Genomic DNA, 15,470 nt, shown 5'->3' on the forward strand with positions numbered 1-15,470 from the left:
AGACTTTCCCGTGGCGTCGTCATTTTTGCAGTCCGGAGTTTATGTTTAATGTCGCTGACCAGTCTGGCGAAGTTTGTATTCGGACGTTCAGCGGAGAGAAAAAGTAAAAAATCGCTCTATCGACTGTTGGTCGCCGAAATAATTTTGCGGACGATACGGCATGGCCCGCAAGATGAAAAAGGGAATTACGTCGAAGCTAAGAGTACGGAAGTGAAGGAACTGTACCGCGCGGGACGTGTTTTCAGTCACAGCCTCATATCGGTTTACGAGCAAGCGTCCGGATTGCTCTGGACGCTGGGAGTCGCCGAACCGGTGAGGCTGGTGAAGGGGCAATGGCACTCTGGATACGATGATCGTAGTTTTCCAGCATTCTTCAGGCTTCGTCATGATATTCGGCGCAGCACCAACATCGCCGCAACCTATTCGGAATATTCGTTTTCGTCATTGAACTATGTCCTACGAACCTATCTCGACCTCGTGTGGGAAAGCGAACATTGGCGTTCTCAGATAGAACCTATCATTGACGCCCTGGAGGCCAGAGTCGACCTTGAGCATATACAGGTACTAGCTAATTCATCCAGCACCGCCCGGTCACTGCCTGTCGTCCTTGTGAAACAAGCACCAGCCATTGCACAGCTACTCGCGCGATTGGGGTATCTCGAACGCAAACAAGGTTTTCCAGGTTGGACCGAAACCGCACGGCCGGCTCTTGGCGGCAATTGGTTTGACCTGCAGGGCGGGCCGGTTGAATCCGAGAATGGCCGGCCTATGCCCCGGCTTCGGGTCGTGGACTCATAAACCCGACGCCAGAGCCGGATGGCCGCGAGCTTAACGAAGACGAGGAAGTTAGCGGCGTGTTTCTCATCCGGTTGAAGAACAGTTCGCCCTGGTTTCGGTGGCGATAGGTACGGGCTGAAGCAGATTGGACCACGCCGGTGCCGACGGGGCGGGATGTTCGCCCAGCCTCCACGTGAACTCACGAAATGTTCGTATCTCGGTCGCGTCGTAAGCCTTGTCGGCGAGAACCATCCCGCCGCGCGGTAAGCTTTCAAGCAGAGCGCGTGCGACCAGGCTATCGTGCTGCTGACCGCCGGTGATTGAGACGTGGAGCGGTAGGCCATTCGCGTCGACCACGGCGTGGATTTTGGTCGTCAGCCCTCCGCGGGAGCGTCCAAGGTCTTCGCCGGAGCCATTCTGATCCTAAGGGGCGATTGGGCAAAGGGCATGGGCAGTCAATGAAACGGGCTAGCCGGTCATCGTTCATCGACTGATACAACCCTAAACTAAACGCGTTGTTGTTCGTCGGTTCAGGGAGCCGCCATTAACGCCTTGACGCCGTCGGCGACGAACTGCACGGCGAGTGCCGCCAGGATGACGCCCAGCAGCCGTGTCAGGATCGAGCGGCCGGTCTGGCCGAGGATACGGTCGATGCGCTCGGCCAGCACGAATACCAGGTAAGTGATCACAAGGCAGATCGCGATGATGCCGACAAGGGCTGCCTGCGCGCCAAAACCTGGAAAAGCGCCGGACAGCAGGACGGTCGCCGAGATCGCGCCCGGACCGGCGATCAGCGGGATCGCCAGCGGAAAGGCGGCGATGTTGTGAATCATGTCCTTGGTGATGGCGACATCGCCGATCTTCTCCTTGCGGTCCTGCCGGCGCTCGAACACCATTTCGAAGGCGATGAAGAACAGCAGGAACCCGCCGGCGACGCGGAACGCCGGCAGCGTGATGCCGAACACCGACAGGATCGATGCGCCGGCGATTGCGAACAGCGCCATCACCAGGAACGCGATGATCGAGGCGCGCACGGAGACCTGGTTGCGCTCCTCGCGGTTCATGCCGCGCGTCACAGCGAGGAAGAGCGGCGCCAGCCCAGGCGGGTCGATGGTCACGAGAATGGTGACGAAGGCGTTGAACAGGCTGTCGAAGCTCGGCATCTCTGACCCTCCCCGCCGGGCCGTGCCCGAGACCCTGCATTGGTAGAGCAAAGCGGCGTCAGGGGAAACCGTGCAGGTCAGGTGCTGGCGACGCGCCGCGCCAGGAACTCGACTTCGAGCCGCCACGTCGCGCCGTCGTCCTGCGAGCGTTCGCCCAGCCAGCGGAACGAATTTTCGGTGATGCGGGAAAAGCTCCAGCGTACCGAGGCGCCGGTGCCGTCAGCGCCTTGCTGGACGATGGTGTCGCCCTCGGCGTGGCCGAGCTGGCGGCTGTAATACTGGGTGCGCGGATCGCTCCAGAAGATGTGCCAGGCGTCGACGCCGGGGTCATAGACGCGCAGTGTCGTGCCATAGAAAGTCCATTTGCCGAGGGAACTCTGTGCGCCAGTGTTCCGCGCGGGCAGGATCCATACGTCCTGGATCGCGCGGCCTTCGAGCACCCAGCCGAAATGCACCTCGCCGCGCCCGGTCAGCACCTGGCCGTCTTCGAGATGACGCGTGGCGTCGAATGTCCAGGCGCCGACGAAGCGGCCGTAAAGATCCAGTTTCTCGGCAAGGTTCGCGGCTGGCCCGTCGCTATGCAAGGCTTCGGCAAAGGAGGATGAATTGAACATGGTTGTGGTCTCTTCTTGTCAGGAGCCCCATCTTGTCAGGAGAATGGGATGAATACGCCGCGCTAGGCTTCTTGCGCTTGGGAAAAATTGCTATGTTTCGGCCATGACGACGAGCGTGCATACACTGGCGTCCGGAAAAGGCTGGCAGGTGTCGGACGTGGTCTGCACTGCCGGCGTCGCTGATCGCCCGTTCGAGGAAGAGCATCGCAACTTCTGCGTCGCCGTGGTGACCAATGGCACATTCCGCTACCGCGCACGCCAGGGCACGGCGATGCTGACGCCGGGCGCGCTTCTGCTCGGCAACCCTGGCACTTGCTACGAGTGTGGGCACGAGCATGGCGCCGGCGACCGCTGCCTCTCCTATCATTTCAGCCCGGCCTATATGGAACAGATCGTCGCCGACACGCCGGGCACGAAGAAGCTGGCCTTCGAGACGCCGCGGCTGCCGCCGTTACCGGCGCTGGCACCGCTGCTGGCCGAGGCGGAAGCCGCACGCGAGATGGCCGACATCGAGGCGTTCGAGGAACTCGCTTTGCGCATTGCCGGCGCAGCCGTTGCCTCCGGCGTCACGCCTGCTGCCCGGGTGCCGAGCCGCCGTGACCAGAAACGTGTCGCGGAGGCGGTGCGGCGCATTGAGCTGGATGCCGACCGGCCGGTCTCGCTTGCCGAGCTTGCAAGCGAGACGGCGACTAGCCCCTACCATTTCCTGCGCACCTTCCGACACGTCGCGGGCATGGCGCCCTACCAGTTCCTGCTGAAAACCCGGCTGCACAGGGCAGCGGTGCGGCTGCGCATGTCGGACGAGCCAATCTCGACGATCGCCTTCGAGGCCGGGTTCAACGATTTGTCGACCTTCAACCGTCGTTTCCGGCGCGTGATGGGGGTGGCGCCCGGCGCCTATCGGCTCCAGCGGCGAGGCGATAAAGCGCTGAACGCATCTGCCGTTACGGCTTTGTGAAGCAAAATTGGCCTGACAATGAGCTTTGCCGCGACAGCCACGAAAAAGCGCCTCGGCCATATCGTCGCAATCAGTGATATCCTTTTGAAATCACCACAAAAATCGCCACTGGAAAACTGCCGCGGACATTGGAGTTTCGACCCGGCTTCCTATATAAGCACCGAGTGATTCCCGATTAGATTGTGACCTGATTTGACCGACCAGAAGACACCGCGCGGGGCCGACGGCGGCCCGACCGGCATCGAGCCGATATCCATCATCGAGGAGATGCAGCGCTCCTACCTCGATTACGCCATGAGCGTGATCGTCAGCCGTGCGCTGCCCGACGTGCGAGACGGGCTGAAGCCGGTGCATCGCCGCATCCTCTATGCCGCGCATGAGAGCGGCTACCACTGGAATCGCAAATATGTGAAGTCGGCGCGCCCGGTCGCCGACGTGATGGGCAAATACCATCCGCATGGCGACGCCTCGATCTACGACGCCTTGGTGCGCATGGCGCAGGATTGGTCGCTGCGCGTGCCGCTGATCGACGGGCAGGGCAATTTCGGCTCGATCGACGGTGATCCGCCGGCGGCGATGCGTTACACCGAATCGCGCCTGACCAAGGTCGCGCATGAGTTGCTGGAAGACATCGACAAGGACACCGTCGATTTCCAGGACACTTATGATGCGTCCGGCAGTGAACCGAAAGTCCTGCCGGCGCGCTTTCCAAATCTGTTGGTCAACGGCTCCGGCGGTATCGCCGTCGGCATGGCCACCAACATCCCGCCGCACAATCTGGGCGAGGTCTGCAACGGCGCCATCGCCCTCATCGACAATCCGGCGATCGATCTGCCGGCGCTGATGGAGATCATTCCGGGGCCGGATTTCCCGACCGGCGGCATCGTGCTCGGCCGCTCCGGCATCTACAGCGCCTATTCGACCGGCCGCGGTTCCATCGTCATGCGCGGGCGCGTCAACGTCGAGGCGCGTGGCAACGACCGTGAATCGATCGTCATCACCGAGGTTCCCTACCAGGTGAACAAGTCGTCGATGATCGAGAAGATGGCCGAGCTTGTGCGCGACAAGCGCATCGAGGGCATTTCCGACATTCGCGACGAGAGCGACCGCCAGGGCTACCGCGTCGTCATCGAACTGAAGCGCGATGCGGTCGCCGACGTCATCCTCAACCAGCTCTACCGGTTTACGCCGCTGCAGACGTCGTTCGGCGCCAATATGGTGGCGCTGAACGGCGGCAAGCCGGAATTGCTGACGCTGACCGACATGCTGAAGGCGTTCGTCGCCTTCCGCGAGGACGTGATCAGCCGGCGCACGAAATTCCTGCTGCGCAAGGCGCGCGACCGCGCCCATGTGCTGGTTGGCCTTGCCATTGCCGTTGCCAATATCGACGAGGTCATCAAGCTGATCCGCAGCGCCCCGGACCCGCAAACGGCGCGCGAGCAGTTGATGGAGCGGCGCTGGCCCTCGGGCGACGTCGAATCGCTGATCCTGCTGATCGACGATCCGCGCCACCGCATCAATGAGGACGGCACCTACAATCTGTCCGAGGAACAGGCCCGCGCCATCCTCGAACTGCGCCTGCAGCGGCTGACCGCGCTCGGCCGCGACGAAATCGCCGACGAGTTGAACACGATAGGCGACGAGATCAAGGATTACCTGGACATCCTGTCGTCCCGAGCCCGCATTCAGCAGATCGTCAAGGACGAGCTTGCCGCCGTGCGCGACGAGTTCGGCACGCCGCGCCGCACCGAACTCTCAGAGGGCGGGGCTGATATGGAAGACGAGGACCTGATCCAGCGCGAGGACATGGTCGTGACGGTCAGCCATTCCGGCTACATCAAGCGTGTGCCGCTGTCGCTCTACCGGGCACAGCGCCGCGGCGGCAAGGGCCGCTCCGGCATGTCGACCAAGGAAGAGGATTTCGTCACCCGGCTGTTCGTCGCCAACACCCACACGCCGGTGCTGTTCTTCTCCTCGCGTGGCATCGTCTACAAGGAAAAGGTCTGGCGCCTGCCGATCGGCAATCCGCAGTCGCGCGGCAAGGCGCTGATCAACATGCTGCCGCTGGAGCAGGGCGAACGCATCACCACCATCATGCCGCTGCCCGAGGACGAGACCAGCTGGGGCGAGCTCGACGTGATGTTCGCCACGACGCGCGGCACGGTGCGCCGCAACAAGCTGTCGGACTTCGTCCAGGTCAACCGCAACGGCAAGATCGCCATGAAGCTGGAAGAGGAAGGCGACGAGATTCTCGGCGTCGAGACCTGCACCGATAATGACGACGTGCTTCTGACTGCAAGCTCCGGCCAGTGCATCCGCTTCTCGGTCAGCGACGTGCGCGTCTTCCAGAGCCGCAACTCGGTCGGCGTGCGCGGCATCGCCATGGCTGCCACCGACCGGGTGATCTCGATGGCGGTGATCGAACATGTCGAGGCGCCGCCGGCCGAGCGCGCCGCCTATCTCAAGCGGGTGGCGGCCGAAAGGCGGCTCGCCGCCGGCATTGCGGCGGGCGAGGACGAAGATATCCAGCTCACCAATGAGGAGGTCGGCGAGGAGACGGAGCTTTCCGACGAGCGCTACGAATTCCTCAAGGAACACGAGCAGTTCGTGCTGACGGTGACGGAATATGGCTACGGCAAGCGTTCGTCTTCCTATGATTTCCGCCTCACAGGGCGCGGCGGCAAGGGCATCCGCGCCACCGATGTGTCGAAAGTGGCTGAGATCGGCCGCCTGGTGGCGACTTTCCCGGTAGGCAACGACGATCAGATCATGCTTGTCTCGGACGGCGGCACCGTCATCCGCGTGCCGGTCAACGGCATTCGTTTCGCCAGCCGCGCCACCAAGGGCGTGACCATCTTCAACACGGCTGACGGCGAGAAGGTCGTTTCGGTGGAGCGGATAACGGAACCGCAATCAGACGAGGAAGCCGAAGAGAGCGTCGACGGCGACGCAACTCTGGATATCGGTACTGAAGGCGCTGGCCCGGAGAACAACGCCGACTAAGCCTTGATTGGGGTGTGCCGACCCGTGGGTCCGGCGCCGTCAACAGATAGCGGCCGGTTCAGAAGTGGCGATAAGGCTTGCGGATACCGAAGCCTTCGAACCGTTTGGTATTGACCTTGGCGCGGATACGCCCTGCTTCCTGATGCAGCCCGAATACAGTGGCTATCAGCATGGCGACGGTCATTGCGGCGGCGAGCATGTAGATCAGCATGTGCGTGTTCTCCTGCACCTAGCAACGATTAAATGGGGTTTTGGTTTCACCTTCTGAAGCTGCAACCTAGTGAACGCTGCGTGAAGCCTTCGTGATCGGCCCATTCATTGGTCGTTCATCTCGGCCAAAAGGTTCACTCAAAGCGCATCGCGATTAACGTGGCTCAGCCGATGCGCTTCGAGTCCCTTTCTGGGTGCATGTCGTTGTCCCAAAGCCGCCGCGCACCCTCGGGTCAGGCCCTGGGTCAGGCCGAGGGCATGCTTTTGCGGCGACATGCATTGGCGGCTCGCTGATCGGATTGCCTTTGCGAGAGAGGCTCGCTAGAAGCACCCTGCCATGACCGAACGCATCGCCCTTTATGCCGGCTCCTTCGACCCGCCGACCAACGGCCATCTCGACGTGCTGAAGGCGTCGCTGGCCGTGGCGGACACCGTCTATGCGGCGATCGGCACTCATCCTGGCAAAAAGCCGCTGTTTTCGTTCGAGGAACGGGTCGGCCTGATCGAAGCAGCGACGAAGGCCGAATTCGGCCGCGACGGCGCGCGCATCAAGGTTGTCGCTTTCGACGGGCTGGTCATCGACGCGGCCAGGAAGCAGGGCGCCTCGATCATGATCCGCGGCCTGCGCGACGGCACCGATCTCGACTACGAGATGCAGATGGCCGGCATGAACGAGACTATGGCGCCGGAATTGCAGACGGTTTTTCTGCCCGCCAGCCCCTCGGTGCGAACCATTACCGCCACACTTGTCCGTCAGATAGCCTCGATGGGAGGTGACATCCGCCCCTTCGTGCCGGCGGCTGTGGCCGGCGCACTTACCGCCAAATTTGCGAAATAATGCGTGTCGCCCCAACGTGGAACCCGGTTTTGGGACAACGACATGCATGAAACAAAGGTTTTAGGAGAAATATCCATGCCGCTCAAAAGGCTCGCCACCTGCTTTGTCGTTGTTTTCGGTCTTGTGGCTGCAACCGTTTCGGCGTTCGCCACCGATCCGGAAAACACCATGATCATCACGCTGAAGGGCGGCGACGTGACCATCGCGCTCAGGCCCGATCTCGCGCCGAAGCATGTCGAGCAGATCAAAAAGCTGGTGCGTCAGGGCGCTTACGACAACGTCGCTTTCCACCGCGTCATCGACGGCTTCATGGCGCAGACCGGCGACGTGAAGTTCGGCAACATGAAAAACGGCTTCAACGCCGATGCTGTGGGTACCGGCGGTTCCGATCTTCCCGACCTGCCGGCCGAATTCTCGACGTCCGAGCGCTACGAGCGCGGCGTGGTCGGCATGGCCCGCTCGCAGGACCCGGATTCCGCCAATTCGCAGTTCTTCATCATGTTCGCGCCGGCGCCGCCGCTCGATGGCCAGTACACCATCGTCGGTAATGTCGAGAAAGGCATGGAATTGGTGGACCAGATAAAGAAAGGCGACGAGGCGCAGAACGGGGTCGTCACCGGTCCCGATCGCATGATCAAGGTGCGCATCGCCGCCGACGGCAAGTAAACCCATTTGTTTCAAAGGATATTCTGACATGGCCGAGATCAAGGACCGCGAGAACGCGCTCATCATGGAAACGACCAAGGGCAAGGTCGTCATCGAACTGTTTCCCGATCTGGCACCCGGCCATGTCGGCCGTATCAAGGAACTGGCGCGCGAAGGCGCTTATGACGGCGTGGTGTTCCACCGCGTCATCGACGGCTTCATGGCGCAGACCGGGGACGTGAAATTCGGCAATTCCAGCAAGCCCTCTTTCGCACCGTCGCGCGCCGGCACCGGCGGCTCCGACAAGCCCGACCTGAAGGCGGAGTTCTCCAACGCCAATCACGGCCGCGGCACCTGCTCGATGGCACGCTCGCAGAACCCGAACTCGGCCAACTCGCAGTTCTTCATCTGCTTCGACGATGCCGCCTTCCTCAACCGCCAATACACGGTCTGGGGCCAGGTCATCGAAGGCATGGACAATGTCGACAAGATCAAGCGCGGCGAGCCGGTGCCGGATCCTGACAAGATCGTGTCGCTGAAGGTGGCGGCCGACGTAAAATGACCTACCGAGCTGTCGCGGCGATCACTCTGATGCTTGTCGCGGCGGCTACTCCGGCGCTGGCGACAGAATCGATTGTTTGCAGCGCTGAGGGCGACGCGGCATCGATCGACGTCCTGATGGGGCACACTGCCGTCATCGCGGTTGCGCGCGTATGGCTTGATGCCGGCGGCAGGAACTGGACCACCGACGGTCAGCCGGGTTCGACGAAAGTCATCGTCGGACAGGCATTCGAGGACGACCAGCAGATGGCGATCGACCTCACCGATGAGGGCATCAGCTCGATCGTAGCCAAATTGCGACTGGTCAAGGCCAGCGAACAGTCCAATTTCGCAATGGGCGGCACGCTGAGCATCGACGGTGTTGGCGCCTGGGCGGTGACCTGCCCGGAATTTTGAGGCGGGGTTTTCTTGCGCGTCGATCTATTCGACTTTGATCTGCCGGAGGAGCGCATCGCGCTTCGACCGGCGGAACCGCGCGACAGCGCCAAAATGCTGGTTGTCAGGCCGGGTGAGGGACTTGAGGACCGGACGGTGCGCGAGCTGCCGTCCCTGCTCGAGACCGGTGACGTGCTGGTCTTCAACGATACCAAGGTCATCCCGGCGCAGCTGAAAGGCATCAGGCGGCGCGGCGAAGCAGCGGCGCAGGTCGAAGCCACGCTGCACATGCGAGTGGCTCCCGACCGCTGGCTGGCTTTCATGCGGCCGGGCAAGCGCATCGCCGTTGGCGACCGCATCCATTTCGGCCATGACGCCAATTCCTGCTTTCTCGGCCAGCTCGATGCCACGGTGATCGAGAAGGGCGAGGCCGGCGAGGCTTTGCTCGGTTTTGACCTGTCAGGTCCGTTTCTCGATGAGGCGCTACACGCCGTCGGCCACATTCCGCTGCCGCCTTACATCGCTTCGAAGCGCGACGACGACGAACGCGACCGCAGCGACTACCAGACCATCTATGCCAGGGAGGAGGGTGCTGTGGCGGCACCCACTGCCGGCCTGCATTTCACGCCCGAGCTTTTCGCCGCTCTCGATGCCAAGGGCGTCGAGCGGCGCTTCGTCACCCTGCATGTCGGCGCCGGCACGTTCCTGCCGGTGAAAGTCGACGACACCGCCGATCACAAGATGCATGCCGAAATCGGTTCGGTCAGCCCGGAAACCGCCGCGGCGCTCAACGCAGCGAAGGCGCGCGACGGACGCATCATCGCCGTCGGCACGACGTCGCTGCGCCTGCTGGAGAGCGCCACGCGGGAGGACGGCACATTGGCCGGATGGTCGGGTCCGACCGACATCTTCATCACACCCGGTTACCGTTTCAAGGCCGCCGACATGCTGATGACCAATTTCCATCTGCCGCGTTCGACGCTGTTCATGCTGGTTTCGGCGTTTTGCGGTCTGGAAACGATGCGTGCGGCCTATGCGCATGCCATCGAGACCCGCTACAGGTTCTACTCCTACGGAGATGCAAGCCTTCTGTTCAAAGAGGAGAACGATGGACGCGCGCCCGGTATAGAACAAGGAATTCAATGACTAAGGCGTTCACCTTCGAGGTGCCGGCGACCGACGGCAAAGCGCGGCGCGGCTCCATCACCATGCCGCGCGGAGAAGTCCGCACGCCGGCCTTCATGCCGGTCGGCACCGGCGGCACGGTCAAGACCATGTATATGGACCAGGTGCGCGGTGTCGGCTCGGACATCATCCTGGGCAACACCTATCATCTGATGCTGCGGCCCGGCGCCGAACGTGTGGCGCGGCTTGGCGGCCTGCATGAATTCGCCCGCTGGCCGCATCCGATCCTGACCGACAGCGGCGGCTTCCAGGTGATGTCGCTGTCGAAGCTTAGGAAACTGACCGAAAACGGCGTCACCTTCCGCTCGCATATCGACGGCGCCGCCCATGAGATGTCGCCCGAGCGCTCGATCGAGATCCAAGGGCTGCTCGATTCCGACATCCAGATGCAGCTCGACGAGTGCACCGCGCTGCCGGCCATGGAGAAGGAGATCGAGCGGGCCATGGAGCTGTCGCTGCGCTGGGCCGAGCGTTGCAAGACGGCGTTCGGCGACCAGCCGGGCAAGGCGATGTTTGGCATCGTCCAGGGCGGCGACATACCGGCCCTGCGGCTGCGCTCGGCGCAGGCGCTGAAAGCGATGGACCTCAAGGGCTATGCGATCGGCGGGCTGGCGGTCGGCGAGCCGCAAGCGGTGATGCTCGAAATGCTCGACATCACCTGCCCGGAACTGCCCGCCGACAGGCCGCGTTATCTGATGGGTGTCGGCACGCCCGACGACATGTTGAAATCGGTGGCGCGCGGCATCGACATGTTCGATTGCGTGATGCCGACGCGCGCCGGCCGCCATGGCCTCGCCTACACTCGGCGCGGCAAGGTCAATCTGCGCAACGCCCGCCATGCCGACGATCCGCGTCCGCTGGACGAGCAAAGCGACTGCCCGGCCGCCAGAGATTATTCACGCGCCTATCTGCATCATCTGGTCCGCTCGCAAGAGGCGCTGGGGGCGATGCTTCTGACCTGGAACAATCTTTCCTACTACCAGAGGCTGATGCAGGACATTCGTGCCGCCATCGACGCCGGCGCCTTCGAGGCGCGGGCGGCGGAAATTTCCGAGGGCTGGGCTAGGGGCGATATCCCGGCGATGTGATCGAGCGCTCAGGTGCTCAGCGAAGTGCCGCGCGCAGGTTGCAGCCAGTGATGCGGGAACTGCCGTCGGGTAATCCTTGCCGTCCGGCCCGACGATCAGCGGGCGCGAACATTTCGGCGATTGGCTGCACTTAAGCCGGGTTCCGCCTGAGCGCCGTCCTGATGCTTGAAAGCCGGGCGGCAGTCTGCCACAAGGGCCGATATGCGTGCAAGCCTGAGCAGGACCGGGCAATGAAGGCATTTTTCGTGCAGATAAAGTGCGATCTGGGCAAGTCCTATGACGTTGCCGGCGCGTTGGCCGATGCCGAGATCGCCTCGGAAATCTACTCGACAGCCGGCGACTACGATCTGCTCGCCAAATTCTATGTCGACGACGAGGAAGACATCGGCCATTTCGTCAACGAGAAGGTGCAGATTCTTCCAGGTATCAAGGACACGTTTACAGTCGTCACCTTCCGCGCGTTCTGAGCGGCGCCGGCCGCCTGCCCGGGCACGAGGCAAAGCCTGACCCAGCCATATCGGCGATGCCCTAATTTTAGGCAGGTCGCGACATACTGATCGCCAGCATCCTCCAAATCACCGATTGCGCTTGATTTTCTCGCGTGACGCCAGTGAAATGGCCTCACAGGGGAGTATGCGATTGGCAGCGTTCGACGAAATGCTTCCGGAAATCTCCGGATTGAGAAAACCGTATTCGGCTTACGACCGCTGGCTGAAGGAGCAGGATCCGGCCAGGCTTAGCGAGAAGATGCAGGACGCCGAACGCGTCTTTCGCAAGACCGGTATCACCTTTGCCGTCTATGGCGAGCAGGAAGCCTCCGAACGCCTTATTCCCTTCGATATCGTCCCGCGCATCATTTCCGGCAATGAATGGCGACGGCTGACGCAGGGCATCGAGCAGCGCGTCCAGGCGCTGAACGCGTTTCTCGACGATATCTACCACCGCCAGGAGATCTTGCGCGCCGGGCGCGTCCCCAAGGAATTGATCGCCAAGAACGAGGCGTTCCTGCCGGAGATGATCGGGGTACGGCCGCCGGCCGGCGTCTACACCCATATCATCGGCGTCGATATCGTTCGCATCAGCGAGAACGAGTTCTATGTGCTGGAGGACAATGCGCGCACGCCGTCCGGCGTCTCCTACATGCTGGAGAACCGCGAGACGATGATGCAGCTCTTCCCAGAGCTGTTCCAGCAGATCAAGGTGCGGCCGGTGGAAAACTATCCGCAGCTCTTGCGCCAGTCGCTGGCAGCGGTGCGACCGCTGAGCACCAAGGGTGCGCCGACCATTGCCGTGCTGACGCCGGGCAGCTTCAACTCAGCCTATTTCGAACATGCCTTCCTTGCCGACCAGATGGGCGTGCAGCTTGTCGAGGGGCAGGATCTGCGCGTCGTCGATGGCCACGTCGCGATGCGTACGACCGAAGGCTACAAGCAGATCGACGTGCTTTATCGAAGGGTGGACGATTCTTTCCTCGATCCGTTGACCTTCCGTCCGGACTCAGCACTTGGCGTGCCGGGCATCATGGATGTCTACCGCGCCGGCAACATCACCATCGCCAATGCGCCGGGAACCGGCATCGCCGACGACAAGGCGATCTATTCCTACATGCCCGAGATCGTCGAATTCTACACCGGCCGCAAGGCAATCCTCGGCAACATCCCGACTTGGCGCTGCTCGGAGCCGGACAGCCTGAAATACGTGCTCGAACATATCGACGAGTTGGTGGTGAAGGAGGTGCACGGCTCCGGCGGCTACGGCATGCTGGTCGGGCCGGCGGCGACCAAGAAGGAATGCGAGGACTTTTCCAAAAAACTCGCGGCAAAACCGTCGAACTACATCGCCCAGCCGACGCTGGCGCTGTCGACCTGTCCGATCCTGACCGACAAGGGGCTGGCGCCGCGCCATGTCGATCTCAGGCCCTACGTGCTGGTTTCCGACCGCATCCAGATCGTGCCGGGCGGGCTGACGCGCGTGGCGCTGAAGGAGGGCTCGCTGGTGGTCAATTCGTCCCAGGGCGGCGGCACCAAGGATACATGGGTGCTGGATGATTAGTGAATAGTGAATAGTGAATAGTGAGTAGTGAGTAGTCAGTAGTCAGTAGTCAGTAGTAAGTATTCAGTAGTCGGCAGCAGAGGAAAGCACAATGTCATATTCCGTCGAAATCCAAACATTCACTATTCACTACTCACCACTCACTACTCACTAGCCCCGAAGGGCCGCTTTCCATGCTTCTCGGCCGCACCGCCAACGGGCTCTACTGGATGAACCGCTACATCGAGCGGGCGGAAAACATGGCGCGGCTGGTCGATGCCGGGCTGCGCATGGCGCTGACTCGTACCCAGAACGCCTCCGAAGAGTGGAATTCGGTGCTTCTCAGTGCCGGTTCGGACGCTGCCTTCACGCAGAAATATTCCGACTATACCGCCGCCAACGTCGCGGATTTCCTGCTGCGCGACACATCGAACCCGTCGAGCACGATGGTGTCGATCGAGACGGCCCGCAACAACGCCCGCATGGTGCGCACCGCGCTGACGCGCGAAACCTGGGAAAGCATCAACGAGGCCTGGATGTCGCTGAAGCGCATGCTGGCCAAGCCGATCGACGAACGCGACCTGCCCAGCGTGCTCGACGCGATCAAGCGCGAAACGGCGCTGATCCGCGGTTCGTTCTACGGCACCATGCTGCGCAACGAGATCTTCGATTTCTCGCAGCTCGGCACCTATGTCGAACGCGCCGACAACACGGCGCGCATCCTGGACGTGAAATATTACGTGCTGTTGCCGTCGATCTCGTGGGTCGGCTCGACGCTCGACAACTACCAGTGGGAATCGATCCTGCGTTCGGTGTCGGCGCACCGCTCCTATCGCTGGGTCTATGAGGCAGACTACAAGCCGAGCAACATCGCCGACTATCTGATCCTCAACGTTCGCATGCCGCGCTCGCTGACATTCTGCTACCGTTTCCTGACGGAGCACCTCAGATTCCTGGGCGACGACTATGGCGAGCGCCATGCCTGTCATGCGACAGCGGGCAAGACCCAGGCCATGCTGACGGCCGGCTCGATCAAGGACATATTCGACGCCGGCCTGCATGAATTCCTGGCCAATTTCATTCGCGACAACACCAGGCTCGGCGACGAGATCGCGCAGGACTACAGGTTCTATTGAGCATGATCCCGGAAAGTGAAAGCCTGTTTCCGGAAAAGATCATGCTCAGGGGACGAGAGCAATGCGGCTGAGGATCACCCACCGGACCGAATACCGCTACGATGCGCCGGTGCACTATCTGTTGCAGCGGTTGCGGCTGCTTCCGGTCAGCGGGCCGACGCAGACCGTTTTGTCCTGGGCGCTGACGATCGAGGGGGCGCGCGAGGAAGTTCGCTTCACCGACCATTTCGGCAATGACACGCGGCTGTTGAGCGTCGAAGGCGAGCGCGATTTCATCACCGTCGAGGCATCAGGCGAGGTGGTGACACGCGACACATCTGGCGTCTCCGGGCCACATCAGGGTTTCGCGCCGCTCTGGCTGTTTGGCCATGAAACCCCGTTGACCACGGTCGGCAGCGGCATTCGCGAACTCGCGGCCTCGGTCGGCGAGGGGACTGATATCGAAAGATTGCACCGGCTGATGGCGGTGATCGGCGAGCGCGTCGCCTATACGCCGGGCACCACCAATGCGGCGACGCCGGCCGAGGACGCGCTGGCGCTCAAGACCGGCGTCTGCCAGGACCACAGCCACATCTTTGCCGCCGCCGCACGCGCCATGGGCTTTCCGGCCCGCTACGTCAGCGGCTATTTGATGATGGATGCGGCGGTCGAGCAGGCGGCTAGCCATGCCTGGGCCGAGGCGCATGTTGCGGGCCTTGGCTGGGTCGCGTTCGACGTCGCCAACGGCATTTCGCCCGACGAACGCTATGTAAAGGTGGCGACCGGCCGTGATTACCGCGACGCCACGCCCGTATCAGGAATTCGGCTGGGACAAGCGGAAGAACAGCTTGCGGTCATCGTCACCGTGGAGCAGTAATCCACGGCAAGATTGCCGCCAAAGAGATTC

16 protein-coding genes and 1 pseudogene are annotated in these 15,470 nt (G+C 62.0%); 13 read left to right on the plus strand and 4 right to left on the minus strand.

Annotation, left to right across the window (positions count from 1 at the left end):
* The first annotated feature begins 48 nt into the window (after nt 1-48).
* Entirely contained in the window at nt 49-798 is a 750-nt protein-coding gene (locus tag AC0NIE_RS20820; RefSeq protein WP_473487059.1) for a hypothetical protein, read from the plus strand.
* Nucleotides 799-861: 63 nt separating this feature from the next.
* Here the strand turns inward: AC0NIE_RS20820 and AC0NIE_RS20825 are convergent.
* The 3 genes and pseudogenes from AC0NIE_RS20825 to AC0NIE_RS20835 form a co-directional block, all read right to left on the minus strand.
* A pseudogene (locus AC0NIE_RS20825) lies at nt 862-1,161 on the minus strand (transposase); the annotation flags it as partial.
* A 146-nt stretch (nt 1,162-1,307) separates the two neighbouring features.
* Entirely contained in the window at nt 1,308-1,940 is a 633-nt protein-coding gene (locus tag AC0NIE_RS20830; RefSeq protein WP_473487058.1) for a MarC family protein, read from the minus strand.
* Between the two features lie 77 nt (nt 1,941-2,017).
* A complete protein-coding gene (locus AC0NIE_RS20835; protein WP_473487057.1) occupies nt 2,018-2,554 on the minus strand; it encodes a hypothetical protein in 537 nt (178 codons plus the stop codon).
* Between the two features lie 103 nt (nt 2,555-2,657).
* On the opposite strand from AC0NIE_RS20835, the gene AC0NIE_RS20840 reads away from it, so the two are divergent.
* Together AC0NIE_RS20840 and gyrA are read left to right on the plus strand one after the other, a co-directional pair.
* The gene (locus AC0NIE_RS20840; RefSeq protein WP_473487056.1) at nt 2,658-3,512 is read left to right on the plus strand and encodes an AraC family transcriptional regulator; all 855 of its coding nucleotides are present in this window, start codon (nt 2,658-2,660) and stop codon (nt 3,510-3,512) included.
* Nucleotides 3,513-3,704: 192 nt separating this feature from the next.
* Nucleotides 3,705-6,515, plus strand: a complete 2,811-nt coding sequence (gene gyrA, locus AC0NIE_RS20845) for a DNA gyrase subunit A (protein ID WP_473487055.1) — start codon at nt 3,705-3,707, stop codon at nt 6,513-6,515.
* 58 nt (nt 6,516-6,573) lie between these two features.
* On the opposite strand, the gene AC0NIE_RS20850 is transcribed toward gyrA, so the two are convergent.
* A complete protein-coding gene (locus AC0NIE_RS20850) occupies nt 6,574-6,726 on the minus strand; it encodes a hypothetical protein (RefSeq protein WP_473487054.1) in 153 nt (50 codons plus the stop codon).
* Between the two features lie 336 nt (nt 6,727-7,062).
* Between AC0NIE_RS20850 and coaD the strand changes: the two genes are divergently transcribed.
* The 10 genes from coaD (at nt 7,063) to AC0NIE_RS20900 (ending at nt 15,440) form a co-directional block, all read left to right on the plus strand.
* Nucleotides 7,063-7,563 (plus strand): pantetheine-phosphate adenylyltransferase, encoded by a 501-nt coding sequence (coaD, locus tag AC0NIE_RS20855; RefSeq protein ID WP_473487053.1) that lies wholly within the window; start codon nt 7,063-7,065, stop codon nt 7,561-7,563.
* 75 nt (nt 7,564-7,638) lie between these two features.
* Complete coding sequence (locus AC0NIE_RS20860) at nt 7,639-8,229, plus strand: peptidylprolyl isomerase (RefSeq protein WP_473487052.1); 591 nt, start codon at nt 7,639-7,641, stop codon at nt 8,227-8,229.
* A 28-nt stretch (nt 8,230-8,257) separates the two neighbouring features.
* On the plus strand, nt 8,258-8,770 hold the full coding sequence (locus AC0NIE_RS20865; protein ID WP_023801171.1) for a peptidylprolyl isomerase: 513 nt from the start codon (nt 8,258-8,260) through the stop codon (nt 8,768-8,770).
* Entirely contained in the window at nt 8,767-9,165 is a 399-nt protein-coding gene (locus AC0NIE_RS20870) for a hypothetical protein (RefSeq protein ID WP_473487051.1), read from the plus strand. Before AC0NIE_RS20865 ends, AC0NIE_RS20870 begins: the two co-directional genes overlap by 4 nt.
* A gap of 12 nt (nt 9,166-9,177) precedes the next feature.
* Nucleotides 9,178-10,290 carry a tRNA preQ1(34) S-adenosylmethionine ribosyltransferase-isomerase QueA gene (gene queA / locus AC0NIE_RS20875; RefSeq protein ID WP_473487050.1) on the plus strand — a complete coding sequence of 371 codons (1,113 nt, stop codon included), beginning with the start codon at nt 9,178-9,180 and terminating at the stop codon, nt 10,288-10,290.
* Nucleotides 10,287-11,417 carry a tRNA guanosine(34) transglycosylase Tgt gene (gene tgt, locus AC0NIE_RS20880; protein WP_473487049.1) on the plus strand — a complete coding sequence of 377 codons (1,131 nt, stop codon included), beginning with the start codon at nt 10,287-10,289 and terminating at the stop codon, nt 11,415-11,417. The genes queA and tgt overlap by 4 nt, the downstream gene beginning before the upstream one ends.
* A gap of 230 nt (nt 11,418-11,647) precedes the next feature.
* Nucleotides 11,648-11,884 (plus strand): Lrp/AsnC ligand binding domain-containing protein, encoded by a 237-nt coding sequence (locus AC0NIE_RS20885; protein ID WP_095492825.1) that lies wholly within the window; start codon nt 11,648-11,650, stop codon nt 11,882-11,884.
* A gap of 172 nt (nt 11,885-12,056) precedes the next feature.
* A complete protein-coding gene (locus AC0NIE_RS20890; protein WP_473487048.1) occupies nt 12,057-13,469 on the plus strand; it encodes a circularly permuted type 2 ATP-grasp protein in 1,413 nt (470 codons plus the stop codon).
* A 173-nt stretch (nt 13,470-13,642) separates the two neighbouring features.
* Nucleotides 13,643-14,584, plus strand: coding sequence for an alpha-E domain-containing protein (locus tag AC0NIE_RS20895; protein ID WP_473487047.1), 942 nt, complete (start codon nt 13,643-13,645; stop codon nt 14,582-14,584).
* Nucleotides 14,585-14,645: 61 nt separating this feature from the next.
* Entirely contained in the window at nt 14,646-15,440 is a 795-nt protein-coding gene (locus tag AC0NIE_RS20900; RefSeq protein ID WP_473487046.1) for a transglutaminase family protein, read from the plus strand.
* Nucleotides 15,441-15,470: the final 30 nt, after the last annotated feature.

The sequence above is a fragment of the Mesorhizobium sp. WSM4842 genome (assembly GCF_055901575.1).

Coding starts and splice junctions, on each gene's coding strand:
- AC0NIE_RS20820 (WP_473487059.1), top strand. CDS start 49: ATGTCGCTGACCAGTCTGGCGAAGTTTGTATTCGGACGTTCAGCGGAG.
- AC0NIE_RS20830 (WP_473487058.1), bottom strand. CDS start 1,940: ATGCCGAGCTTCGACAGCCTGTTCAACGCCTTCGTCACCATTCTCGTG.
- AC0NIE_RS20835 (WP_473487057.1), bottom strand. CDS start 2,554: ATGTTCAATTCATCCTCCTTTGCCGAAGCCTTGCATAGCGACGGGCCA.
- AC0NIE_RS20840 (WP_473487056.1), top strand. CDS start 2,658: ATGACGACGAGCGTGCATACACTGGCGTCCGGAAAAGGCTGGCAGGTG.
- AC0NIE_RS20850 (WP_473487054.1), bottom strand. CDS start 6,726: ATGCTGATCTACATGCTCGCCGCCGCAATGACCGTCGCCATGCTGATA.
- coaD (WP_473487053.1), top strand. CDS start 7,063: ATGACCGAACGCATCGCCCTTTATGCCGGCTCCTTCGACCCGCCGACC.
- AC0NIE_RS20860 (WP_473487052.1), top strand. CDS start 7,639: ATGCCGCTCAAAAGGCTCGCCACCTGCTTTGTCGTTGTTTTCGGTCTT.
- AC0NIE_RS20865 (WP_023801171.1), top strand. CDS start 8,258: ATGGCCGAGATCAAGGACCGCGAGAACGCGCTCATCATGGAAACGACC.
- AC0NIE_RS20870 (WP_473487051.1), top strand. CDS start 8,767: ATGACCTACCGAGCTGTCGCGGCGATCACTCTGATGCTTGTCGCGGCG.
- tgt (WP_473487049.1), top strand. CDS start 10,287: ATGACTAAGGCGTTCACCTTCGAGGTGCCGGCGACCGACGGCAAAGCG.
- AC0NIE_RS20885 (WP_095492825.1), top strand. CDS start 11,648: ATGAAGGCATTTTTCGTGCAGATAAAGTGCGATCTGGGCAAGTCCTAT.
- AC0NIE_RS20895 (WP_473487047.1), top strand. CDS start 13,643: ATGCTTCTCGGCCGCACCGCCAACGGGCTCTACTGGATGAACCGCTAC.
- AC0NIE_RS20900 (WP_473487046.1), top strand. CDS start 14,646: ATGCGGCTGAGGATCACCCACCGGACCGAATACCGCTACGATGCGCCG.